Here is a 23,637-nt window from a genome sequence, read left to right on the forward strand (position 1 = left end):
GCCATAGTTGGCCCCGACGCTGGTCGGGCGGTCGTTCAGGCAGTTGGCACTGGAGCAGGCTGACAACCTGCGGAAGAGGGTGGGAGATGTGGTGGCGGCGGCTCCAGCGGGGGCCGCCCTATCGCACACGCCCGCACGTGAGATCGGCGGCCTCAACAGACGAACAAGGATTCCTATGAGCCTCGATGCTTACAAGATCGGGATACGGATTGCGCTGGTGGATAGCGCCTCGCGCGGGTTGATGGAGATCGCCTCGCGACTCGAGGCGATCGACAAGAACGCAGAGAAAGTCGAGTCCCGACTACAGAAGATCAAGAAGCTGACCGATACCGGTGATGCCCTGGTCAAGGCAGGCAAGGAAACTGCCTTGATGTGGAAGGACGAGCTGGATGCGGCGTCGAAGTATCACACCATGCTCGAGCGCATCAGCCAGTTTCAGCCCGACGTGATTGCCGCCAACGACAAGTTCATCAAAGGGCTTGCGGTTAAGGGACAGTCCTATACCGACCTCGCCGGCCTCTATGGCGGCGCACAGACCATTCTGCAGGATCCGGCACAGGCGAAGCAGGTGACCGAGATGCTGGCGCAGATGAAGTCGGGGTTGATGGCTGCGACGGGCTCGACGGATGGAGCGAAATTCGAAGAGCTTGCGCTATCTGCGTTGAAGGTGGCGCAGATGCGTGATGGGGTGATTGACCCCAACACCGGCAAGATCAACACGGAGAAGGTGCGCGAGACACTGGATGCCGTGACGAACACCTACCTGGTCAGCGATGGCAAGGTGGCGCCCAAGGATTACCAGGAGGCAATGCAGTCCGGCAAGCTCTCCACAAAGTTCACGCAAACGGAAGCCGCCTTCTACGGGCTGAAGCAGTTCATGCAGGGTGCTGGTGCTTCCAACACCAGCGTTGCTGCAATGTCCACGCTGCAGGGTTGGGCCTCGGGGCAGATGTCGCCCATTGCCGTGCGGGAGCTGGAGCGGGTCAAGCTGCTGGACCACAAGGCCGTGCATCGCGATAAGTCCGGGCACATTGTCGGCGTGGATGCGACGGGCATGGCGCGCTCGCAAGAGTTTGCGGCCAACCCGTTCAAGTATGTGGTTGACGTGATCGTGCCCGCGCTGCAGAAGCAGGGGTATTCGGGGGATCGCCTCAACGCGAAGCTGGAAGCCATCCTGGGCGCGAAAGATGCCAACCTTGCACGCGTGCTGCTTCACGAGCAGGACCGTGCGGGAAAGTACCTGCAGAACAACAAGCAAGCGGGAGGCGTTGGCCAGGTCTATGAGAAGGCAAACGAGGGATACGACGCCAAGCTTCGAGACTACAAAACCAAGGTCGCAAACCTGAAGATCACGCTCGGCGAGCATATCTTGCCGTTGGCGAGTGCTGGTTTGGAGAAGTTCAGTGGTCTCATCGAGAAGATCACGAAGCTGGCACAGGAGCATCCTGAAGTCGCGAAGGGGGTCATGCTTGCGGTCACGGCGTTGACGCTTTTCAAGAAGCTGTTGCCAGTATTGGTGCCTCCTGCGGGCGGTGGTGGCGCGGGCAAGGGCTCGCCATGCGATTGCCTGAAGCTGGGCGAGTCGATCGCGCGCAAGCCGCTTCGCAAGTTGGGTGTAGCGCTTGGCTCGCGGTTGAAGCGGATTGGCAGAGCAGGGATGTCGACACTCCGTAAGGGCGCGGATTGGGGCAGGAAATTGGTCCGCAACGCTGTGACCCGTGGCGGTTCGCTCGTAAATGGGGTGCGATCGGTTGGACGCCGTGCTGGCACCATGGCGAAGTCGCTGGGGAAAACCACGTTGTCAGCGCTCCGTAATGGCGCAGGCTTGGGCAAGACGCTGGTTCGCAACGTGGCCAGCCGTGGCCGCTCGCTCGCAACAGGGGCGCGATTGGTCGGACGCAATGCCGGCAGGATGGTGAAGGCGCTAGGGACAACCGGCGTGTCGGTGCTTCGCAAGGGCGCTGGCTTGGGGCGAGGGCTGTTGAGTGCCGCAAGTGCTTTGGCCAAATCGCCGTTCAAAGCAGTGCTGGGCGCTACGGGCGCCTTGGTTAAGTCGCCGGTGGCGCGCACAGCGTTGCGGTTTGCAGGGCCGGTTGGTCTGGCGGTCAACGCAATAGACACGGCTTGGCAAGTCGGCAAGACCGCGTATCAGGTCGGCAGTTGGGCCAACACCAACCTCATCAACCCGTTGGCCGAGCGCCTGAGCGGTGTCAAAGGCGCAACGCTCGGCACCTACCTGTACGACCTGCTGCACCCGGGTGAAGGGAAGAAGCTCACGAGCCCGTCCACCACACCGTATTCGAACGAAGGTCACAACCGCAGCCCGGTGGTTGGCAGCTCCGTGAAGATTGCGGACCAGAAGCCCGTCATCCTCAAGGGCGACGTGACCATGGACGGCCGCACGGTCGGGCAGGTGGTGTGGAAGCAGATCAACGGTAACCTCGCACGGCCGCAAACCGGCGCCAGCGGTTTCAACTCCGGCATGCAACTGATGCCTTCAGGACTTTGATCAACCATGTCTGACTTTGCTCTCAAACTCGGGGGCTTCCAGTTCAAGGATCTGGAGATTCCCGAAAGCCTCTCGTTTGGCGGTACGCAAAAGCTGGCCATGCATGACCTGGTGGGTGGCACGCGCGTGATCGACTCGATGGGGGCGTTCTGCGCACCCGTCGAGTGGTCGGGCTGGCTGCTTGGCGAGGATGCGCTCTTACGTGCACGCGAGCTGGATGATTTGCGCGTGCGCGGTTCGTCGTTGCTGCTGCAATGGTCCGAGATCTACTACGCCGTGGTGATCCGCGAGTTTCGGGCAGATTTCCAGCGCTTCTACAAGATCCCCTACAAGATCGCGTGCGAGGTGACCAGTGACCTGTCGAAGTTCGCCGGCAAGGATGAGGGCCAGAGCGTCGACAGCCAGATCAAGAGCGATGCCGCAACTGCCACCGATATGGTCAGTTCCATTGGCGACAGCACGCTGTCGGGCCTGATGGACTCGGCCAACGCGGCGATCGGCACGGTGGCGAACTTTGCCAATGCAGCGCAGTCGACGCTCAGCAACGTGTTGCAACAGGTCACCGCAGTCCGCAATCGTGCGCAGACGCTGGTCGCGTCCGCAAACAATGCGCTGACCACGGTGACGACACTGGGCGGCATCCTGCCGAACAACCCGGTTTCGCAGCAAGTGGCGAAACTCAACGGACAGATCAACTCGGCACTGAGCTTGCCTGTCCTGGTTCAGCTCGATCGCGTTGCAGGTCGAATGCAGGCGAACATCACCTCGACCTACACGAGTGCCAAGCAAGTCGTGGTGGCCGGCGGCAACCTGATGCAGATGGCTGTCAAGGAATACAACGATGCGATGGCCTGGACAGGCCTGGCCAAGGCCAACCCGCAGCTGATGGGTGACCCGCAGGTGCACGGCATCCAGACGCTGACGATTCCGCCAAACAAGGACAACGTGGGCGGCCTGATGAACCCTTAGCCCAGCCAGTTCAATCAACCGGACGGCCCCGCATTGCGGGGCTTTTTCTTTATGAGCCTGAACAAACTACCTGTGGTGCCGCAGGTGCGGCAGCCACGCACGATCGTGAGGGTCAACGGCGAACGTGTGCCGGCCTGTGTGAGCTGGTCTGTGCAGAACAACTCGTATGCGCAGGCGGATACGTTTCAGCTCACGCTGGCCGCGGGCGGCCTGCCACCCGACCGCGATGCGAACTGGTTCTCAAGCCAGCGGGATTTGCTGGTCGAGATCTTTGCCGGCTTTCCGCAAGATCCGCTGCAGTACGACGAGACCAACCTGCAAACGCTGATCTACGGTCGCGTCGATAGCGTCGAGTGCGATCCGATCCTGGCCCAGCTGACGCTGAGCGGCCGGGACCTGACCGCGCTGTTCATCGACGCGAAGGTGACCGTGCAGTTCCAGAACCAGACTGCATCGGAAGTGGCAGAAAAGCTGGCAACGGCACATGGCTTGGAGATCGCCGGCAGCGCGACGAAGAGCCCGGTGGGCAAGCTGTATGCGCGTGACCAGGTCAGCATGACGGACCAGCGTAGTGAATGGGACCTGCTTGCCGCGATGGCCCTGGCTGAAGGGTTCGTTTGCTATGTTACCGGCAAGACGCTGTACTTCGGCCCGCGCGCGCCCGCGCCGCCCGAGCCCTATGAGCTGCGGTGGGGGCGTGATGACAAGGGCAACCCGGCGGCCAATGTGGCCAGTCTGCAGTTGTCGCGCGACCTGACGGTTGCCAAAGGCGTGACGGTCGAGGCGCGTTCGTGGCATCAGAAGCAGAGCAAGCCGTTTGTCGCCCGTTACAGCAACGAGGCCGATGGCGGCAAGGGGCGCAAGCCGACCCACACCGTTGAGCGCAATGGCCTCGACCAGGCCGGCGTCAAGCGCTTGGCCAAGCAGAAGCACGACGAGGTGGCGCAGCACGAGATGAAGCTGCATGCGCGCCTGCCCGCCGATCACATCCTCACGCAAACCGACACTATCCGCCTGACGGGCACCGGCACGAAGTTCGACCAGGACTACCTCATCGACAGCATCACGCGCAGCATGAGCTTGAGTGAAGGCTATGTGATGGAGATCTCCGCCAAGGACATCAACAGGGACACCAGCAAATGATTCAACAGCTTCGCAACCAGATGGTGCTCGCCGCGATGATGGCGCAGTCGAATCGTGCAGAGAACCGCATGGGCATCGTCACCAGTTACGACCCCGGTACGGCATCTGCGCGCGTACGCCTCCAACCCGAAGACCCCACCGACCCAGCGCGCTCGCTGACCGGCTGGATGCCCGTTGCCTCTGCCTGGGTCGGCAATGGCTGGGGCATCGATGCGCCGGTCAGCCCAGGCGATCAGGTGGAGGTGCAGTTTCTCGGCGGCGACATCGAGAACGGCTACATCTGCGCGCGCTTGTTCAGTGATCAGGCGCGGCCCACCGGCGCGCAATCCGGCGAGTTCTTTCTCTCGCATGCGTCGGGCTCCAAGCTGCAGTTCCACAACGACGGCACCGTCACGCTCGTCAGTGCCGGCACGCTGACCAGCCACGCCCCGCAATGGAACCATAGCGGCCCGGTGCAGATCGACGGCACGCTGTTGGTGACGCAAACCATCACCGGTCAGGCTGGCATGGCGGTGTCGGGCAACAACGGCACTGGCAACTCGATGAGCATCAGCGGCAACACGCAGTTCAGCGGGCAGGTGTCGGCCAACGGTCATCCGATCGACGAAACGCACCGTCACACGGGCGTGCAGTCCGGTCCCAGCACCACGGGGAGCGTGGCATGACCCAACAACTCCTGAACGACCTGAACCACTGGGTGGGCGACGACATCGCCGTCTCGCCCACGGGCGACCTGGGCCTGGCCAGCGCAGACCTGCGTACGCAACAACGCATCGTGCGGCGCCTGGTGACCAACCAGGGTGACTACCTCTTCCACACCGACTACGGTGCAGGCCTGACGCAGCGGATCGGGCAGACGCTCGACATCGCTGCGCTGCGCGGCCTGATCCGCACGCAGACGGCGCTGGAAGCCGGTGTTGCGCAGACGCCCGAGCCGCAGGTGGATGTGACCGCCATCACGGGCGGCGTGAGCGTGCGCATTCTGTACTCCAGCTCGATCACGCGCGAGCCGGTATCCCTTCAATTCAATGTGAGCAAGTGATATGTCCATTCAGACGCAAGACTGGGTGACGCTCGTGCGCAACCAGGTGACGGCCATCCAGGGCTATGCCAAGGTGCTGGTCGATCTGACCGTGGGGTCGGTGCTGCGCGCGGTAGTCGAAGCCAACGCCGCAGTAACGGTCTGGTTGCAGGGTTTGATCCTGCAGGTCATGGCGATCACGCGGGCATCGACATCGAGCGGGGCCGATCTCGATTCGTGGATGGCCGACTTCGGCCTCAGCCGCCTCGCCGCCGTGCCTGCAACCGGCACCGTGACGTTCTCGCGCTTCACCACCACGCAGCAGGTTCTGGTGCCGCTTACCGCCGTGGTGCAGACGAGCGACGGCACGCAGCAGTTCAACGTGACCATTGATACGACCAACCCCGCCTACAGCGCTGTGCTGAGCGGCTATGTGATCCCAGCGGGCGCCGCTAGCGTGACCGTGCCAGTGCAGGCGGTGACACCCGGTGCAGCGGGCAACGCGGTGGCTGGCGCGGTTTCCACCATCGTGGGAGCCATCGCCGGCGTTGATACAGTGACCAACGCCGCGACCTTCGCCAACGGTGCTGACGCAGAGCCGGACAGTGCCTTCCGCTCGCGGTTCATCGCCTACGTGGCCAGCCTGTCGAAGGCGACCAAGACCGCTATCGGTTCGGCCATTGCCAGCATCAAGCAAGGCCTGACGTACGTGATCCTGGAGAACCAGACCTATGCGGGGCTGCAGCAGAACGGCACGTTCATCGTGATCGTGGATGACGGCAGCGGCTCGCCCCCGTCCGCGTTGCTCTCCAGCGTGAGCAACGCGGTGGATGCGGTTCGACCACTGACCAGCACGTTTTATGTGTATGGCCCGGTGGTCGTCAACGCCGCGGTGGCGATGAGCATCGCAACCGCGGCGGGCTACACGCACCAGGTCATCACGGCACAGGTGCAGACGGCCCTGATGAACTACGTCAACAGCTTGCCGCTGGGTACCACTCTTGCGTATTCGCGGCTGGCACAGGTGGCATATGACGCGTCACCTGGGGTGATCAACGTCACGAGCATGCTGCTTAACGGCGGCACGACGGACTTGCCGGCCACCAACCTGCAGGTCATCAAGACCACGCTCAACTCCATCACGGTGTCGTAATGGCAACAGGTGACCAACAAGACATCTTTGCGCGCATACGTGGCTATCTGCCGCGCTGGTTTGGTGATGTGGCGCAGTCGCCGGTGCTTAACGCGCTATTGCAGGGGCTGGCCTACAGTGGTGCCTATGTCTACACCCTGTACGCCTACGCAAGGCTGCAGACGCGCATCAGGACGGCGTCCGATGGCTGGCTCGATATGATCGCGGCAGACTATTTCGGCACATCGATCCAGCGTAGGACAGGCCAGTCGGACGCTTCGTTTCGCGCCAACATCATCGCCAACGTGCTTCGTGAGCGCGGCACGCGCAACGCCATCGTGCGGGTTCTCACAGACCTGACGGGTCGCGCGCCGATCGTCATCGAACCCAACCGCCCGGCGGACTGCGGCGCCTATGACGCCCCCAACAGCGGCTACGGCATGGCCGGCGCATACGGGCAGGTGTCGTTGACGTACCAGGCGTTCGTGCAGGCGTATCGGCCGTTCGGTAGCGGCATCCCGAATGTCGCGGGCTACAGCATCGTCACGACTGGCTACAACGTGCCGTCGCAAGGCGAATACACCGATCTCTCGATGAGCAGCAACACTGTGTCCGACGCCGACATCTACGCCGCCATTGAATCGGTGCGGCCGGCGGCTTCCATTGTCTGGACGCGCATCAGTTCCTAGGCGTACGCGCCTTTCTTCACCACCGACAGCCCGGCAACACGCCGGGCTTTTTCTTTTGGAGAACAGTCTTGGATCGTCAGATTGTCTACAGCGGCCAGGTGCCGCAAACCACGGACCTGCTCAATACCAACAGACAGACCATGATCGCGCTGGCCAAGCTGTGCGCCGATCTGTTCGGCACGTCCACCGTGGTCTCGGGCCTGAACTGCGTGCCAACGTCGCCCGCTTCGATGAGTGTGAACATTACGCCGGGGCAGATCTACCAGCAGGCCAACCTTGACGGCACACCGTACAGCGCGCTGCCGCAAGACACGACGCATAGCCTGCTGAAGCAAGGCATCTTGATGGATGCGCAGTCCTTCACGCTCACGGCACCCACCACGACCGGCTACAGCCAGAACTACCTGATTCAGGCGGCCTACCTGGACAACGACATCGGCAATGTCGTGCTGCCGTACTACAACAGCGCGAATCCGTCGCAGGCGTTCAATGGACCAGGTGGCAGCGGCGCTGCGCAGCCGACTACGCGTGCAGGGCAGGTGTCGCTACAGCTCGTTGCCGGCACGGCCGCGCCCACCAACACACAGGTCACACCAGCGGTGACGGCGGGGTACGTGGGGTTGGCGGTCATCACGGTTGCTAACGGGCAGAGCACGGTGACGAACGCGGGCATCGTGCCTTACCCGAATGTGCCCAAAGCGCCGGGTGCAGGCTTTCTTGCTGCAGTGGGGGAGCGCTTCTCCAGCATCCAGAACCTGGCCGTTTCGACTGGGCTGACCACGGCTGCACTGGGCGCACTCATGAACGTGACGGCCAGCGGCCAGACCATCACGTTGCCGCCTGCAGCAAATTGCCCGAACGGCACGAGCGTTTGCGTTGCCTATATGCAAGCGAGTGGCTCGACGACGGTGACGCGCAACGGCACGGATACGCTTGCCTTCGGACAAGGCAATGGCGCCAACAGCCTCGTGCTCAATCCCGGTGAAGCCGTGCAGTTCGTGTCGAACGGTTTGAACGGGTGGGTCAGCGCGGGGCAGACGTTGACCACGGGCGTGACACCGCCGCAGTTCGACAACAGCAACAAGCTGGCGACGACGGCGTTTGTACAAGGCGTGGGCTTGAGCGCGGTTCTCAACGCTGTCAGTGCGAGTGTTGTGCTAACCGCGGCCAATATGGGGCAGTCGATCGTCACCTTTCAGCAAAGCGCCATCACCATTACGCTGCCGAGTGTTGCCTCGGCGCCTCCGGGGAGCCGTCTGGAGTTTTTCAACTACGGATCCGGGGGCGCGGTGACTATCCAGGTCGCTGCAGGAAGCGGTGACAAGCTTGTGACCGGCATGGCGAACCTCTCCACGATGACGGTCGATTATGGCGATACGCTGGTGCTCGAATCGCTTGGCAATCTGAACGTTTGGTATGTCGTGGGAGGGTCGGCTCAGCTTCCGTATGCGAGCACGATGTCAGGTGCGCACTGGACCACGCCTGCGCAGTTCGACAACAGTGCGAAGCTGGCGACGACAGCGTTTGTGCAACGCGTAGGTAAGCAACTTTCCGGCGTAACGCCATTTACCGGTTCGTTGACCGGCATTGCTGCGCATGTGGGTGGGAAGGTTTACGGGTACTCGACAAGCTTCAACTCGTACAGCATTCCAGGTTCTGCGACATATTCAATACCGATTGGCGCGGTCGTGACGGTTGCCAATTTTGGCTCGCAACCGCTGACGGTCGTCCCGCAAAGCACGGATAAGCTGCAAACTCCGTCGTCTGGTCTCCTAGCGACGTTTGTTGTTCCTGCAGGAACAAGTGCTGAGTTCACCTATGTCTATTCAGGGGTGTGGTTCATCACTGGTACGGCGGTCAATTCTTCCAGCAGTGATTTTGGTAGATCGTTGCAGGCTAGCGGCTATCAGAAGCTACCGAGTGGCCTGATCGTCCAGTGGGGAGCCATCAGTGTGCCCGTGTCGAACGGCACGTCTCCTTCGACGGTGGATGGTGTGTTTCCACTTGCGTTTCCGGGGGCATGCGCAATTTTTCTGGCGAGTGCCGCCGGCTACACGTTGTCACCGAACGCAAATGCTTTCATTTCTGGTGCGCCATTGTCTTTCTCGACGTATCGGATTCAGAACAACTACACCCCTTCTGCTATCGGTGCGAACTGGCTTGCCTTGGGATGGTAAAAATGGAACAGAAATTCGCAGCATACGACTTGCGGGGTCACATCACCGCCTACTACGACAACGTCGACAGCCCGGTCCCCGAAGGCCTGACCAACGTCATCGAGATCACACATGACGAGTGGCAGACCTGCCTTAGGCAGCCCGGCCACACTGTGGTGAGCGGTGCGTTGGTAGCACCGCTGCCGCCAACTGATGCTCAGCTGTTGGCGCAGGCTCAGGCAGAGCAGTCCGCCAAGGTCAACGCAGCATGTGCCAACGCATTGGTTGCCGGCTTCACCTCGTCGGCATTGGATGGTGCGCATGCCTATCCCTCACAGGATACGGATCAGCTCAACCTGCAATGCGCTGTCAGCGCAGCCGCCATCGCATCATCAACCTGGACCACCCCCATCTGGTGCGCCAGCAACGATGCCTGGTCATTTGCCCCGCACACCGCAACCCAAGTCCAGCAAGTCAACACCGACTGGCTCGCCCACCGCGTCGCCGCCCAGCAGAAGTACGCAGGCTTGATCGCCAAGATCAACGCCGCAACCAGCGTCGAAGAGGTGCAAGCCATCGACTGGTAAGCACCGTTATCTCAGCCGCACAGCCCGCCATCGCGCGGGCTTTTTTTATTTCCGGGGGGAACCGATGTCCGAACCTATCAGCAGCAGTGCCGCGGCGGGGGCCGCGGGCGCGGCTGCCTTCAAAGCCATCGGCGGGCCCGCGGCCGTGGCGGGTTGCGCCAGCGCGCTCGCCACCATCGTCGTGATGGTGATGACGTTGCCACGCGCACGCGGCGAGTGGGCGGTCGCGCTCATCTCCACCGTCATCGCCAGCGTGGGTGGCGGCGCCACCGTCATCCAGTACTTCGGGGTGGCGCATTGGATCGGCTCGGCCAACGGCGCGATGGCACTCGGCGGGATCTACTTCGTTTGCGGCCTGCCGGGCTGGGCGATCGTGCGCTGGGTCTTCAACTTCATCAACAAGCGACGCGACGCCGATCTTGCCGAGGTCGTCGACGACGTGCGAGAAACCTTGAGCAAGGCAAACCATGGTTGAACCTCTTCTGACCGCCGCACAACTGCGCACCGTCATGCCCAACGCCGGCATGCGTGCCGATGTGTTTGCGCCGATCCTCGCCGATGTTCTGCTGTTCCGTCAGATCAACACGCCTGCGCGCATTGCCGCGTTTCTGGCGCAGGTCGGGCACGAGTCCGGGCAGTTGCGCTACGTGCGTGAACTCTGGGGGCCAACGCCAGCACAGCGCGGCTACGAGGGCCGTGCAGACCTGGGCAACACGCAGCCGGGTGATGGCAAGCGCTTTCTGGGCCGTGGCCTGATCCAGGTCACCGGCCGCGCCAACTATCGCGCCTGCGGCATCGCATTGGGCCTGGATCTGGAAGCGCAGCCTGAGCTGCTCGAACAGCCCGTGCATGCGGCCGCATCGGCGGCGTGGTTCTGGTTGCGTGCTGGGCTCAATCGCTTTGCCGATCAAGACACCGACGCCGCCTTTGTGGAACTGACCCGCCGCATCAACGGCGGCGCCAGCGGTATCGATGACCGGCGCGCGTTGTGGTCACGCGCCCGAGCCGTTCTTGCGATCCACGCGGGAGGTGTCACGCCATGAGCCTGCTCGATCCCCGCTTGTGGGGCGGTGCCATCCTGGCGTTGGCCCTGGCGTTTGGTCTTGGCTATGGCACGGGCGATCTGCATCGCATGCGCGAGGAGCGTGCGGACGCTCTCAAGCGCCAAGTTGCCGCCGCAAAGACCGAGACCCGCCAAGCTGAAGTGACCGCACAGGTTGCTGATCAGGCCGCGCAAGCGCAGACCCACATCCAGACGGTCTTTCGAGACCGCATCCTTTACCGCGATCGCGAGGTGCCCCATGAAGTCGTTGTGCACGACGATGCTGCTTGCCGCATCCCTGGCCGCTTTGTCGGCATGTGGAACTCCGCCAACCGTGCCGAGCTTCCCACCACCACCGGCCTCCTTGATGAAGCCCCCAGTGGCGTTGTCCTCTCTGACGTTGAAGCCCAGCACGAGCGTGAAGCCGAAGCTTTCCATGCCAACGCCCAGCAACTGAAGGATCTGCAGGACTGGGTGGCGCGGCAGACAGGTATCGCTAACGCGCGGGAGTGATGTGCGGGTGGTCAGTCGATGATGTCGGCGCAGGCATCGGTGGGGACTGCTGCCACGTGCCCCACCAGCGGCACCATCTTCAGCCCCGCCGAGGCGACACGGCAAGGCGCGGCCACCACGCCGCAGCCAGAGAGGAGTGCGGTGCCTAGAAGGGCTACGGCCAGCAGAAAGCGTTTCATCGTGTGGGGGGGCGAAGTAGTCGAAAGCGAATGTCGCGCAGTGTGGCACAGGCTCGCCCACCAACCTGTGCGTGTTTGTATCGGGAAATGACAATCTGTGCGGCGCACTTGCAGTTGGTGCGCTGCACGAAAGTGAAACAATCCGAAGCGTTCGTCGGGCGCACAAAGCTGGCTTTTGTCGGAAAAGTCACATCTCTAGTTTGCGCAAATAAACCGGCTGCGCCTTGCTGCAGGCCGCAAAACCAGTGCTGATGCGGGTTTTCCCGTAATTTCTAATATCGCAACAATAAATTGTCTGTCGCGACATTTATTGTCTGAACAGGCTCGCCTACGATAACTCCATCGAATGCGGCGCCGCAGCGAAACAGTCCAACAGATTCACCGGATACCTGCCCGACGCGCTGCGCCCATCTGGAGAAGACATCATGAAAGCCCAACGCACCCTGATCGCTGCCCTGATCGCCCTGGCCACCGTGCCCGCCCTGGCCGCTACGAAGTTCGACGTGTACACCCAAGGCGCCGCAGCGGGTCAACGTTTTGACGTCTACACGCAAGGCGCCAAGGCAGGCAGCAAGTTCGACCCGTACACCGAAGGTGCAAAGGTGGGCGACAAGTTTGATGTCTACAGCCAAGGCGCACTGGCACGTGCCGGCAAGTTCGACACCTACACGGAAGGTGCCAAGGCTGGCAGCAAGTTCGATCCGTACACCGAAGGCGCGCTGGCCCGCGTTGGCAAGTTCGACACCTACACGGAAGGCGCCAAGGCCGGCAGCAAGTTTGACCCGTACACCGAAGGTGCACTGGCCCGCGCTGGCAAGTTCGACACCTACACGGAAGGTGCCAAGGTTGGCGACAAGTTCAACACGTACACCGACGGCGCCAATGCCTGAGGCTATCGCCTGGGCGAAGATGCCCAGCGCATATGATTCGTAAGAGCGCCCGCATTTGCGGGCGTTTTTGTTTTTGTGAACCGATATAGTGTCGCCGCGTCTGACTGGCATTCACGCCTGGAGCTCTCGATGACCCGTGCCCGCCGCCTTGTTGGCAAAACCCGTTCTACGCTGTGCATCGCTCTGGCTGCGGCGGCCACGATGCTGGCCGGTTGCACCACCTTCGTCACCCCCGGCCCGTTCCAGATCACCGTGCGCGATACGGATGACACGGTGCTTGAGCAGTTCGAGTTCCAGGCCGGCTCGTCGGATTCGCTGGATATCGCCATCGTCGGCATGTGCCGCGTCTATCCAGAAGCCAACATCACTGCCGAGCAACTGAAGACGCACGAGCGCGTGAAGGAGAAGTGCAGGCGTTCGCTCGCGTCGATGCTCACGTCGCCCTGAACCGGCCCTGAACCGGCCCTGAACCGGCATTGGGCGTTCAAGCCTGAGCAGATACCATGTCGCCTTGCCAGAACGCACGCACGAGGCCCATGTGAACCCGCAGGACGAGTCCTTTTCGATCCCCCGATTTGCCTCTACACGGCCGCGTTTGCTCGGGGCATTCACGCTGGGCATCGTTGTTGCTGTGCTGATACCGGCAGCGCATGGTTGGCTGACACGTGCACTGCTCGGCTGGGATGCCGCGGTGTGGACGTATCTGGTGTTGGTCTCGGTGATGATGCTCCGGGCCAATCCGCGCCGCATCCGCGCGGTGGCGCGCCGTGAAGATGAGCGCGCTTCGGCGGTGCTGGCCGTTGTTTGCCTGGGCGTAGTGGCGAGCATGGTGGCGATTGCCTTCGAGCTGGTCACGGCCAAGTCGGCGGGGCATGCGCAGGCCTGGCATTACGCGTTGACCGGCGTGACGGTGCTGGGTGCCTGGCTGATGGTGCCGATGATGTTCACCGTGCACTACGCGCATCTGTACTACCGCGTGCCGAACGCGCCGACGCTGGTGTTTCCCGACCAGGAGATCGAGCCCGATTACTGGGATTTTCTCTACTTCTCCTTTACGATCGCGGTCGCCAGCCAGACGGCCGACGTCGCCATCCGCTCGCGCGCCATGCGCCGGGCGGTGCTCGGGCAGTCGCTGCTGTCGTTCTTCTTCAATACGAGCATCCTCGCGCTCTCCATCAACATCGCTGCCGGCCTGTTCTCATGACGAAGCTTCCTCCGCCCATGCATTCCCGCACCATTGATACCGTCAGCTATGTGCTGGTGGCCGCCATGATCGCGGCCGTACTGTGGCTGCATCTGCTGCCGGCGGCCATTGCCGGTTTTCTCGTCTATGCGTTGGCACGCAAGCTGGAGGCGCGTTTGCGTGAGCGGCGCACGCTGTCCAAGAGCGCCAAGGCGATTGCGGTGGGCGGTGTGTTCCTGATTGCAGCGCTCATTCTGGCCGGGCTGGGCATCGGGATCGGTCGCCTGGTCGAGCACGGTCATGGGCTCGAAGGCATGCTCACGCGACTTGCCGACGTGCTCGACAACCTGCGTGAATCGTTGCCGGCAGCGGTGGTCGACTACGTTCCGCAGTCGGTCTCTGAGTTGCGTGGGCAGCTTGTCGAGATGATCAAGGAGCATGGCCATCAGGTGTCGACCATCGGCATCGACGGGTTGCGTGCCAGCGCACTGATGCTGGTGGGGCTGATCCTTGGGGCGATGGTGGCGTGGTCCGATACGCCCGACCCGGCACGCCACAAGCCGCTGGCGGCGGCATTGCTGAACCGGTTGGGGCGGCTCGCGGGTGCATTCGAGGCCGTCGTGTTTGCGCAGGTGAAGATCTCCGCGCTCAACACGGCGCTGGCGGCCATCTACCTGTATGGGGCACTGCCGCTGTTCGGGCAGCATGTGCCGTATTCCAAGTCGCTGATTCTGCTGACCTTCGTGGCTGGGCTAATTCCAGTGGCAGGCAACCTGATCTCGAACACGGCCATCGTGCTGATGAGCGTGACGGCGTCGCTGGAGTTGGCGGTGGCGTCGCTCGTCTTCCTGGTGGTGGTGCACAAGCTGGAGTACTTCGTGAACGCGCGCATCATCGGCAGCCGCATCGATGCACGCGCATGGGAACTGATCCTTGCGCTGATTGCGATGGAGGCACTGTTCGGGGTGGGCGGCGTGATTGCCGCGCCGGTGGTGTACGCCTACATGAAGCGTGAGCTGACGGATGCCGGGCTGATTGGCTGAGGCGTCTGTTCCGGGGTGATCCGCCAGCGCCCCCGCGCTGACGGCATCGGTAGAAAAGAGCGCGCCCTACGGGACGAGGGGCGCGCAATAACTCGCCGACCGAGAGACGTCAGCGAGCCGAGGGTCGGTACACGGGGAGGCGGTGGCGGGCGACGGATGCATGGCGTTGCCGGTCACGTCCACGGCTTCGGAGGTCACGAAGCAGCAGATGACGCGGTCGTCGAGCAAGGCCTGATAGAAGAGGTCTCCCATCGCGCGGTAGTGCGTTCCCGTTAGCAGGATCTTCATGGTTCCCCCTCCCATGACTGGCCGGCGTGCGGCGGCCACGTCATTGGGGCGCCGGTCACCGATTCGGTGTGCAGATCGTGCACATGCTCTGGCTGTCAGTGCTGGCGCCTTGTGTGTGTGTCTTGCGCCGTACTGCAGTCCATGCTGCCGAGTATAGAAAGCGCCTCCTGACGGGCCATGCTACGAACGGACGAGCCTCCTGCACGAAAATGGCTAACAGGTTAGCTGTCTGCCGAGGCAAGCGCGGCGCGGGTTTGCGGGAAATCAGGGGGTGTTTTTGGTGAAGCGGCGCGGTGCGCGGTGACGCTTCTGCCCGGACAGTAATTTGTCTGTTTCGCGCTAATCATTGTCGAATTTGCGGTAACAAGCCTGCACCGTTTGGGCGCATGATGGAGCGCTTCTCGCTTGTGTTCCTTTCTTCGCAAAACCATCATGCAAACCACCGCAAACGGCACGGCCGCAGCCCCCATGCAGGCCGACAAGACCGGCTTTGGCGTGATCGGCGCCATCAGCTTCGCGCACTTCCTCAACGACATGATGCAGTCGTTGATCCTGGCGATCTATCCGTTGCTCAAGGGCAACTTCCACCTCGATTTCTCACAGATCGGGCTGATCACGCTCACGTACCAGATCACGGCGTCGCTGCTGCAGCCGATGGTCGGGCTCTACACCGACAAGCACCCGAAGCCGTACTCGCTGGCGGTGGGCATGGGTTTTACGCTGGTGGGGCTGGTGCTGCTGTCGGTGGCGCCCAACTTCGGCACGGTGCTGCTGGCGGCGGCGCTGGTGGGAACGGGCTCGTCGATCTTCCATCCGGAATCGTCGCGCGTGGCACGCATGGCTTCGGGCGGGCGGCATGGCCTGGCGCAATCGTTGTTTCAGGTGGGCGGCAATGCGGGCAGCGCGATGGGCCCGCTGCTGGCCGCGGCCATCATCATGCCGTACGGGCAGCACAGCCTGGCGTGGTTCTCGATTGCCGCGCTCATCGCCATCTTCGTGCTCTATCACGTGGGCGGCTGGTACAAGCGTGAACGCGCTGCGGGCCACGGCCGCAAGGCCGGTGGCCGCGCGCATGCGGCGGTCAAATTGACAGGCGGTCAGGTGACGTTTGCGATGACGCTGCTGGTCGTGCTGCTGTTCTCCAAGTACTTCTATCTGGCGAGCCTGAACAGCTATTACACGTTCTATCTGATCACCAAGTTCCACCTGTCGGCACAGACCTCGCAACTGTTCCTGTTCCTCTTCCTGTTCTCGGTGGCGGTGGGCACGATCGTGGGCGGCCCGATTGGCGACCGCGTGGGCCGCAAGGTCGTGATCTGGGTGTCGATCCTGGGTGTGGCGCCGTTCACGCTGATGCTGCCGTACGCCAACCTGTTCTGGACGGCGGTGCTGACAGTGATCATCGGGCTGGTGCTGGCCTCGGCGTTCTCGGCCATCCTCGTGTATGCGCAGGAGCTGATTCCGGGCAAGGTCGGGATGGTGTCGGGCCTGTTCTTCGGGTTTGCCTTCGGGCTGGGCGGGATCGGTGCAGCCGTGCTCGGCAAGCTGGCCGATGCCACCGACATCTACAACGTCTACCACCTTTGCTCGTTCCTGCCGCTCATTGGTCTGCTGACGGTGTTCCTGCCGGACATCGAGCGCAAGCAGCGTTTGCAGGCGGCTTGATGGCTTAACGAAGATTGCGTTGCGCGGCGTCTGCCAGCAGCGCAATCACTTCGCTGTCCTCGGTCTGATCGAAATTGCCGTAGTACTGCCCGACGGCCTGGAAGCTGAAGTCGGGCGGGGCGATGAGGCACAGGCCGTCATCCACCTCGGCGCGCAGCGTGTGCCAAATGGTCTCTGGCGCCGTTGGAACGGCCAGCACAAGGCGCCCGGGTTTGGCATGACGTACCGCAGCCAGGGCTGCACGCACTGTCGCCCCGGTTGCTATGCCGTCGTCTGTCACGATGACTGTCGCGCCTGCCAGCGGCAAAGGCACGACGCCGTAGCGTGCGCGGCGGCGTTCCAGTTCTGTCAGCTCTTGCGCCGTCACCTCGTCCAGATACGCCTGCGAAGGGCCGATGGCGTCGAGTAGTTCAGTGTTCCATTCGATATGCGGTGGCATGCCCGCGCCGCAATCCGCCAACGCGCCGAGTGCCAGCTCCGGCTGCCACGGCGTGCCGAGCTTGCGTACCAGCAGCACGCCGAGCGTTGCGTTCAACGCCCGCGCAATCGCATACCCAACCGGCACGCCGCCGCGCGGCAGCGCCAGCACGATGCGTGGCGCGGGCAGGTTGCGCGTTGCGAGTGCATCGGCCAGTTGCCGGCCGGCATCCGCGCGATCACGAAACGGCGTGGGCATGATGGAAGGCGCTAAGCGAACGCGCGCGCGGAGCCGCTGCGACCCCACTTGCGCACGCGCAGCGACGCGAAGATCAATGCGATGCCCCACAGGATGGCCCACGCGCCAATCCACCACAGCACCGCCAGCACACCCGTCTCCGGGCGCCACAGCAGGACGCCTGCCAACAGAACGCTGGCGATGCCGCCAAGGATCAACCACCACTCGCCGTGCAGTTCTTCACGCAGGCGCATGGCCACCACGATCTGTAGCACGCCCTGCGCGAGCAACCACGCGGCGATATACAGCAGCAGCCCAAGCGCAGTGACTGCCGGATTGAACAGCGTCAGCACACCCACCGCCACGCCCAGCAACCCCTGCAGCAAAGTGGGCCAGCGATCATGGCTGCGGTGCTGGCCGCCAAAGGACGTCGCCAGCAGCAGGCAACCCTCCACCAGCGCATAGACACCAAACACCAGAACCAGCGCAGCCAGCGTGGCCGCAGGCACCACGAACGCGCCAACACCAATGGCCAACGCACACAGCCCGCGCAGCGCGAGCACCCACCACAACTTGGAAAGCGTATGCAGCATGAACAACACTCCTTGATAGCAAACGAAAAGCGACCGCGCGCCGGGCGCGGCGAGCGATCGCTGATGGTTCCAAGGTAGTGCAGGGCGCAGCGAGCCTCAATGCACGCGCGGTGATTTTGTGCGCCTACGGGGTCACATTTGGCGAATTCCCTCGCGCAATGTGCACACAGCGCAATACCGCGCTACATCTTGATGCTCACGCGCGCCCACGCGGTGCGCCCCGGTTCAGGAATGGGCGTGCGCGCCGGAAAGCCGAAGCCTGCATCGCCGGCCAGGTTCAGGTGCTCGGTGTAGGCCTTGTTCAGCGCGTTGTCGACGCCCACGGCCACGCGCACCGTCTTGCTGACCGCATAGCCCGCATGCAGCGACAGCACGCCAAATCCCGCACTGGACCCGAAGTCCTGGCCGACCACGTTGCCCTGGTTCAACGCATAGCGGTGCTGTGCCGCAGCCACGCGCCACAGGCCGCCGGCTGACCACGGCCCGCGCTCGTACTCCACACCCAGGCGCAGGTCCAGCGGTGGCATTTGCGGCAGCGGTTGACCGGTGCTGCTGTTGCGTCCCCATGCGTACGCAAGCGCACCGTCGACGCGCCATGCATTGTTCACGCGCCATGTTCCGCCGATCTCGCCGCCCGCAATGCGAGCATCTACGTTGTTGGCTTGTGACATCGGCCCCATCATGCCGGGGCGGTAGTTGAAGAGGATGAAGTCGTTGACCACACCCGCATACGCCGCAACCCACGCATCAAAGCGCGCGCTCTTGTACTGCGCGCCCACATCGAGCTGCGTGGTCTTTTCCGGCCGAATGGCGGAGAACGCGTTGACGGAGCCCATGGGCCCCGTGCTCGGCGAAATCAGTTCCCAGTAATCCGGAAAGCGCTCCGCATGCCCAACGCCAGCGTACAGCGTGGCGGGCACGCCGGATACGTCGTGCTCGTAGCGCACGAAGCCGCTGGGCAGTGTGCGCGAGCGGTCTTGGCCCGCCGTGGGGTTGGGGCGGCTGCCCATCATGCTGCTGATCGATGTACGGTCGTCGCGGACGCTGGCCTGGTCGATGCGCGCGCCGCCAATCACGCGTTGGTGCTCGGCCGCAAACCAGGTCAGCTCGCCAAAGGCGCCCGTGTTGAAGAAGCTGGCGCTAGGCACCCATGCGCGAGTGCTGTACGACTCCATCTCCGTGCCGCTGCGTGAGCGCAGACGGCTCGTCTGCATGTCCAGGCCGGTGACGAGCTGCAGCGCATCGGCCCAACGCAGCGTGGCGGCCACGCGTCCACCCACCGTGCGCCGGCCTACGTCGGCGGCCATGCCCATCGGCATGCTGCTCATCAGGTCGGGTTTGCGCAGCGTGAAGTTGTCCATCACGTGGTCGGCATCGTTGTAGTAGACCTGCGCTTCGATGCGCTGCAGGACTTCACCGATGTGCGATTTGTCAAAGCGCAGGCCCACGCTCTCGCGGCGGAAGTGCGCGCCGTCCATGCCGCGTCCGGCATAGCGCGCGTAACCATCGCCAGTGCCGGCGGTCAGTTCCAGGCGCGTGTGGTCGTCGGGCGTGAGGCCGAGCGTGGCGTCGACGTTCCACTTGTCCCACTGAGAGGGGATGGTGTTGCCGTTGCCGTCTTTGTAGTCCTGTTGATGCGCGTGGTTGGTGGTGATGCGCGCGTAGGCGTCGGGCGTGCCGGCGGTGAAATCGGCGTTCTGGTCATTGCGGCCGAAGGACCCGCCAACCACGCTGCCATCAAAGCGGGTGCCGGGCTCGGCAAAGCGCTTGGTGTTGCGCTCGAACAGTACGGTGCCTGCCGAGCCGACCGGCCCGTAGATCACCGATTCCGGCCCTTTGATGACGGTCAGCTTGTCGTAACTCTCAGGCGAGATATACGAGGTGGGTGCGTCCATGCGGTTGGGGCACGCGCCCAGCATCGACGTGCCGTTGGTGAGGATGTTCAACCGCGAACCGAACATGCCGCGCAGCACAGGGTCGCCGTTGGTGCCGCCGCTGCGGATGGAGGTAAAGCCGGGGATGGTCTTGAGGTAGTCCGCACCATCGCTGGCGGGCAGCGGTTGGCGTGGGGACTTCGGATCAGTGACGATGGTCAGCGGCGACGATGGCGGCGGTGCAATCACCATCGTGGTCGCCAGGTCGATTTCAGGTGGAGCGGGTTCCGCTGCGTGAGCGACGGACATGGACGACAGCGCGGCAACCGCCAGGGCAACAGCGTGCCGTCCGGAGTGTGGGTGATCCAGCTTCATGAGAAAGACAAGGACGAAATGGGTGAAGCCCGCCGCCGCAATCACGGCGCGGGCGAAGGTGTCTTGGGTGGGAGCGGGTCAACCCAGCGGTGGGCCGCGGGCGCGCCGTTGCGGCGCAGGAGTGGCAAGGCGAGGGGTGAGGATGTCTGTTGCGCTGACACTGCCCAGCAAGGCCGGTGCGTTGGGCGCATCGATATCGAGCGTTGGCGCGATGTCTGCCAGGACGACGCACGCGCCACAGCACGCTGGCGCCGACATGGATTGCTCGACGCGCTTGCGTTCGCCCGGATCGGACAGCGGAATGATCATCACGCCCGTGCCGTGCGCGGAACACAACGTCACTGGCAATTGCTCGGCGTGCGCGCGTGCGGCGTGCGCCAACGGCATCCATGTGGCTGCCAGCAGATACGTCCAAAGCAGTACCCAGGCGACCAAACGCCCACCGGCAAGATGCAGGCGGGGTGCAGGTTTCCAGGCGAGGCGGCGAGCGGACATCGCGCGAGGATACTGCTGGCTCGGCAACTGGCAACTTTTCTGCGACGCCGTGCCGCAGGCCCTACGCCAGCCGTGCGAACCCCAGTGCCAGGCCCAGCCCGATCAGGATCACGCCGATCACGCGATCGACCATCTGCTGCCGCGCCAGCAGCGAACGCCGCAACGCACCCGACGCAAACACAGTTGCCACCAATGCAAACCACGCAGCGTGCGCCACCGACATGAAGAGCCCGTAGCCGAACTGCGCCGCCAGCGGTGTGCCCGGGTGAACAACCTGCGTGTACGTACTGACGACGAACAGCGTCGTCTTTGGGTTGAGCGCGTTGGTGAGGAAGCCCATGCGCAGCGCGGCGCCGGCCGACAGCGTGTCGCTGCCCGTGCCGTCATCCGCTGTCTTGCCCACGGGCATCGGTTTGGCCGACAACGTCTTCCAACCGATCCACACCAAGTACGCCGCGCCGACCAGCTTGATGCCCTGCAAGAGCGCTGGCGCATGCGCAATCAGCAACCCTACGCCGAACATCGTATAGAACACGTGCACCTGCACGCCCAATGCAATGCCCAAAGCGCAGAGCACACCCGCACGCCGGCCATACAGCAGGCTGTTGCGCGTGACCATGGCGAAATCCGCCCCCGGGCTGATGACGGCCAATATCGTGATGACAGCAACGGCAAGAAGTTCGGCCATGTCAGGCGCTCGATGCAAAGTGGAGATGCGCCGATTCTGGGCGAGTGGGGCATCGCTGAAAATCGATTTATGATGCGGTTTTTCAGTGAGAAAAACTGACAGATGGCGCTTCCCCCGCTGAATACCTTGCGCGTGTTCGAGGCCGCAGCGCGACACGGCAGCTTTGTGCGCGCTGCACAGGAGTTGCACGTGACACATGGCGCTATAAGCCGCCAGATTCGGCAGTTGGAAGAATCGCTGGGGGTTGACCTGTTCGAGCGGCGCAACCGGGCCGTTTTCCTGACGCCGGCTGGAGAACAACTGCGCTTAGCGACTGCAGATTCGTTCTCTATTCTCACAGAAAGCATCGACCGGATTGCCCGTCGTGCCACCTCTTCCGCACTGGTGGTCTCGTGTGAGCCAACGCTGGCGATGCGCTGGCTGATCCCGCGCCTGTCACGCTTTCAGGCGCGACATCCTTCCATCCAGGTGCACTTGTTTGCTGCAGGCGGGCCAATCGATTTTGCGCGCACTGGCGTCGACGTTGCCCTGCGCCGCAATGACTTTGCATGGCCGGAGCATGTGCATGCGGAGCCCATCTGCGAGGAATGGATCGGCCCTGTGCGTGCGCCGCATACCGATGCCACCGTACGTCGGCGTCTACTGCACACGGCCACGCGCCCCGACGCCTGGCAGACGTGGTGGCGCATCAGCGGTATGCGGCGCACACGCGGGCGGTTGCCGGAGGCGCGCTACGAACACTTCTATCTGAGCTTGCAGGCCGCGTTGGCGGGGCAGGGCACAGCCATCGCTTCCAAGCTGATGGCGGGTGACGATCTGAAAGATGAGAGGCTGGTGGCACCGGACGGTTTCCGGCGTGATGGATCTGCGTACTGCCTGCTGTCGAGCGTGCCGATCACGCCCGACAGCTCCGCCGGCGCGTGGCTTGCCTGGCTGCGTGAAGAGACCGCGGCGTCTTTGTCGGACTGACCCAGCGTTACGCCACCGCGTGCCGACCCGCGCCCAGGATGCCGCGGATGGTGGCGAGATACGCCTCGCCTACGGCACGGTTGAGCGGCCGTGCGCGCGAAGCCCGCTGATATGGCGGACGCGTCACGCCGAGCGTGCGGCACACCTCTGACACATACGGGCGACCGTGTCCCTCCATGCGCATCACGACTTCGCACAACGCCTGATCGCCCAGGCGATTGCGCAGCCACGCTGCGGTTTGGCGGTCGTACTCGTTCTCGATGCGGATCAGGTCGTCCATGGCGAATAGCTGTATGAATGTACAGGTGCTGTAAATATATACAGTTATTTACGGAATTCAAGGACGGTGTTGTGTCGGATGACAGAGTTTCTGCGACTGACGACACAACAAGCAGACTCGCAGACACAGTTAATGCGACTGGTTGCATCTACCGGGGTGCGCAAGGCGACCGCTCGTTGCATGAGGCGGCCGTGCCGGCTGACGATTTCAATGCGCTCTAGCTCAACTGCAGCGCGTCACCAACGAGCAAACCTTCTGGAACGCCGCAATCGCGCAGGAGTTGCGTACGCCCGTTACCGTACTGGGCTAGCGAACACTAAACCATTGTCCCTCTTGGTAAGAGTCGGCAAGCCTAGCCTCTCCTTCAGCCGCTCAAGCCCGCGCACGCGGCAACGAAGTGCCCGCTTCGATGGTCAAGCGCACGCGCGTGCAAATACTTGCGCTTGAACCGTCCCGACTACTCGTCCAGCAACACGCCCATACAACTCGACATGACATCAGTTGGGCGTGCTTCCGTTGGTGTTTTCCCTAGCTCCTGCTGCGTTGAGTTTAGGCCGATATGCCGTTAGTATTTGGCCAAATCAACGTTAATTGTAGGCCGATGATACGTAAAAAGAAGATGTGTCGAGGCTGGCGGCTTGCATGGTGGTGCTCAACTGATTGCCATCGTTGCCTTTGCCAAGCGTCGTCGTGAGGTAG

The 23,637-nt window shown here is 62.9% G+C and carries 26 protein-coding genes and 1 pseudogene; 19 read left to right on the forward strand and 8 right to left on the reverse strand.

The features are described from left to right. The first annotated feature begins 7 nt into the window (after positions 1-7). From ACS13N_RS23230 to ACS13N_RS23285, 12 genes are all read left to right on the forward strand, one after another. A complete protein-coding gene (locus ACS13N_RS23230; RefSeq protein ID WP_438933948.1) occupies positions 8-2,509 on the forward strand; it encodes a phage tail tape measure protein in 2,502 nt (833 codons plus the stop codon). Between the two features lie 6 nt (positions 2,510-2,515). Beyond that, positions 2,516-3,478: a hypothetical protein gene (locus ACS13N_RS23235; RefSeq protein ID WP_438933949.1), complete on the forward strand. Its 963-nt coding sequence runs from the start codon at positions 2,516-2,518 to the stop codon at positions 3,476-3,478. Positions 3,479-3,529: 51 nt separating this feature from the next. Beyond that, on the forward strand, positions 3,530-4,621 hold the full coding sequence (locus ACS13N_RS23240; RefSeq protein ID WP_438933950.1) for a phage late control D family protein: 1,092 nt from the start codon (positions 3,530-3,532) through the stop codon (positions 4,619-4,621). Continuing rightward, positions 4,618-5,286, forward strand: coding sequence for a phage baseplate assembly protein V (locus tag ACS13N_RS23245; RefSeq protein WP_438933951.1), 669 nt, complete (start codon positions 4,618-4,620; stop codon positions 5,284-5,286). Before ACS13N_RS23240 ends, ACS13N_RS23245 begins: the two co-directional genes overlap by 4 nt. Next, the gene (locus ACS13N_RS23250) at positions 5,283-5,663 is read left to right on the forward strand and encodes a phage tail protein (RefSeq protein WP_438933952.1); all 381 of its coding nucleotides are present in this window, start codon (positions 5,283-5,285) and stop codon (positions 5,661-5,663) included. The genes ACS13N_RS23245 and ACS13N_RS23250 overlap by 4 nt, the downstream gene beginning before the upstream one ends. Position 5,664: 1 nt before the next feature. Beyond that, positions 5,665-6,795 (forward strand): baseplate J/gp47 family protein, encoded by a 1,131-nt coding sequence (locus ACS13N_RS23255; RefSeq protein WP_438933953.1) that lies wholly within the window; start codon positions 5,665-5,667, stop codon positions 6,793-6,795. Continuing rightward, the gene (locus ACS13N_RS23260) at positions 6,795-7,463 is read left to right on the forward strand and encodes a hypothetical protein (protein WP_438933954.1); all 669 of its coding nucleotides are present in this window, start codon (positions 6,795-6,797) and stop codon (positions 7,461-7,463) included. Before ACS13N_RS23255 ends, ACS13N_RS23260 begins: the two co-directional genes overlap by 1 nt. A 68-nt stretch (positions 7,464-7,531) precedes the next feature. Beyond that, the gene (locus ACS13N_RS23265; protein WP_438933955.1) at positions 7,532-9,640 is read left to right on the forward strand and encodes a gp53-like domain-containing protein; all 2,109 of its coding nucleotides are present in this window, start codon (positions 7,532-7,534) and stop codon (positions 9,638-9,640) included. A gap of 2 nt (positions 9,641-9,642) precedes the next feature. Further along, complete coding sequence (locus ACS13N_RS23270; protein WP_438933956.1) at positions 9,643-10,206, forward strand: DUF4376 domain-containing protein; 564 nt, start codon at positions 9,643-9,645, stop codon at positions 10,204-10,206. A gap of 64 nt (positions 10,207-10,270) precedes the next feature. Then, complete coding sequence (locus ACS13N_RS23275) at positions 10,271-10,681, forward strand: hypothetical protein (protein ID WP_438933957.1); 411 nt, start codon at positions 10,271-10,273, stop codon at positions 10,679-10,681. After that, on the forward strand, positions 10,674-11,249 hold the full coding sequence (locus ACS13N_RS23280; protein WP_438933958.1) for a glycoside hydrolase family 19 protein: 576 nt from the start codon (positions 10,674-10,676) through the stop codon (positions 11,247-11,249). The genes ACS13N_RS23275 and ACS13N_RS23280 overlap by 8 nt, the downstream gene beginning before the upstream one ends. Beyond that, complete coding sequence (locus tag ACS13N_RS23285) at positions 11,246-11,761, forward strand: hypothetical protein (protein WP_438933959.1); 516 nt, start codon at positions 11,246-11,248, stop codon at positions 11,759-11,761. Before ACS13N_RS23280 ends, ACS13N_RS23285 begins: the two co-directional genes overlap by 4 nt. An 11-nt stretch (positions 11,762-11,772) precedes the next feature. Here the strand turns inward: ACS13N_RS23285 and ACS13N_RS23290 are convergent, their stop codons facing one another. Beyond that, complete coding sequence (locus tag ACS13N_RS23290; protein ID WP_438933960.1) at positions 11,773-11,940, reverse strand: DUF6726 family protein; 168 nt, start codon at positions 11,938-11,940, stop codon at positions 11,773-11,775. A gap of 425 nt (positions 11,941-12,365) precedes the next feature. Between ACS13N_RS23290 and ACS13N_RS23295 the strand changes: the two genes are divergently transcribed. The 4 genes from ACS13N_RS23295 to ACS13N_RS23310 all read left to right on the forward strand — a co-directional run bounded on the left by ACS13N_RS23295 (position 12,366) and on the right by ACS13N_RS23310 (position 15,056). Then, positions 12,366-12,830 (forward strand): hypothetical protein, encoded by a 465-nt coding sequence (locus tag ACS13N_RS23295; RefSeq protein WP_438933961.1) that lies wholly within the window; start codon positions 12,366-12,368, stop codon positions 12,828-12,830. Between the two features lie 129 nt (positions 12,831-12,959). Beyond that, positions 12,960-13,277, forward strand: coding sequence for a hypothetical protein (locus tag ACS13N_RS23300; RefSeq protein ID WP_438933962.1), 318 nt, complete (start codon positions 12,960-12,962; stop codon positions 13,275-13,277). Between the two features lie 91 nt (positions 13,278-13,368). After that, positions 13,369-14,034, forward strand: a complete 666-nt coding sequence (locus ACS13N_RS23305) for a DUF1345 domain-containing protein (RefSeq protein ID WP_438934475.1) — start codon at positions 13,369-13,371, stop codon at positions 14,032-14,034. Further along, positions 14,031-15,056 (forward strand): AI-2E family transporter, encoded by a 1,026-nt coding sequence (locus tag ACS13N_RS23310; RefSeq protein ID WP_438933963.1) that lies wholly within the window; start codon positions 14,031-14,033, stop codon positions 15,054-15,056. Before ACS13N_RS23305 ends, ACS13N_RS23310 begins: the two co-directional genes overlap by 4 nt. A 66-nt stretch (positions 15,057-15,122) precedes the next feature. On the opposite strand, the gene ACS13N_RS23315 is transcribed toward ACS13N_RS23310, so the two are convergent. Beyond that, positions 15,123-15,344, reverse strand: coding sequence for a hypothetical protein (locus ACS13N_RS23315; protein ID WP_438933964.1), 222 nt, complete (start codon positions 15,342-15,344; stop codon positions 15,123-15,125). A 432-nt stretch (positions 15,345-15,776) separates the two neighbouring features. Between ACS13N_RS23315 and ACS13N_RS23320 the strand changes: the two genes are divergently transcribed. Next, on the forward strand, positions 15,777-17,009 hold the full coding sequence (locus ACS13N_RS23320) for an MFS transporter (RefSeq protein WP_438933965.1): 1,233 nt from the start codon (positions 15,777-15,779) through the stop codon (positions 17,007-17,009). A gap of 4 nt (positions 17,010-17,013) precedes the next feature. On the opposite strand, the gene ACS13N_RS23325 is transcribed toward ACS13N_RS23320, so the two are convergent. The 5 genes from ACS13N_RS23325 to ACS13N_RS23345 form a co-directional block, all read right to left on the reverse strand. Continuing rightward, the gene (locus tag ACS13N_RS23325; protein WP_438933966.1) at positions 17,014-17,685 is read right to left on the reverse strand and encodes a phosphoribosyltransferase; all 672 of its coding nucleotides are present in this window, start codon (positions 17,683-17,685) and stop codon (positions 17,014-17,016) included. Positions 17,686-17,696: 11 nt separating this feature from the next. Next, positions 17,697-18,257: an HdeD family acid-resistance protein gene (locus ACS13N_RS23330; RefSeq protein ID WP_438933967.1), complete on the reverse strand. Its 561-nt coding sequence runs from the start codon at positions 18,255-18,257 to the stop codon at positions 17,697-17,699. Between the two features lie 182 nt (positions 18,258-18,439). After that, positions 18,440-20,506: a TonB-dependent copper receptor gene (locus ACS13N_RS23335; protein WP_438933968.1), complete on the reverse strand. Its 2,067-nt coding sequence runs from the start codon at positions 20,504-20,506 to the stop codon at positions 18,440-18,442. Between the two features lie 78 nt (positions 20,507-20,584). Further along, the gene (locus ACS13N_RS23340) at positions 20,585-21,001 is read right to left on the reverse strand and encodes a DUF2946 family protein (protein ID WP_438933969.1); all 417 of its coding nucleotides are present in this window, start codon (positions 20,999-21,001) and stop codon (positions 20,585-20,587) included. A 61-nt stretch (positions 21,002-21,062) separates the two neighbouring features. Next, positions 21,063-21,689, reverse strand: a complete 627-nt coding sequence (locus ACS13N_RS23345; RefSeq protein ID WP_438933970.1) for a LysE family transporter — start codon at positions 21,687-21,689, stop codon at positions 21,063-21,065. 102 nt (positions 21,690-21,791) lie between these two features. Here ACS13N_RS23345 and ACS13N_RS23350 point away from each other — a divergent pair, with 102 nt between their 5' ends. Continuing rightward, positions 21,792-22,658: a LysR family transcriptional regulator gene (locus ACS13N_RS23350; protein WP_438933971.1), complete on the forward strand. Its 867-nt coding sequence runs from the start codon at positions 21,792-21,794 to the stop codon at positions 22,656-22,658. Between the two features lie 7 nt (positions 22,659-22,665). On the opposite strand, the gene ACS13N_RS23355 is transcribed toward ACS13N_RS23350, so the two are convergent. Beyond that, positions 22,666-22,938 carry a hypothetical protein gene (locus ACS13N_RS23355; RefSeq protein ID WP_438933972.1) on the reverse strand — a complete coding sequence of 91 codons (273 nt, stop codon included), beginning with the start codon at positions 22,936-22,938 and terminating at the stop codon, positions 22,666-22,668. Between the two features lie 152 nt (positions 22,939-23,090). Between ACS13N_RS23355 and ACS13N_RS23360 the strand changes: the two are divergent. Next, positions 23,091-23,242: pseudogene (locus ACS13N_RS23360) on the forward strand (two-component sensor histidine kinase); the annotation flags it as partial. Between the last annotated feature and the right edge of the window lie 395 nt (positions 23,243-23,637).

Source organism: Ralstonia sp. 24A2 (genome assembly GCF_051783885.1).
Classification (GTDB): Bacteria; Pseudomonadota; Gammaproteobacteria; order Burkholderiales; family Burkholderiaceae; genus Ralstonia.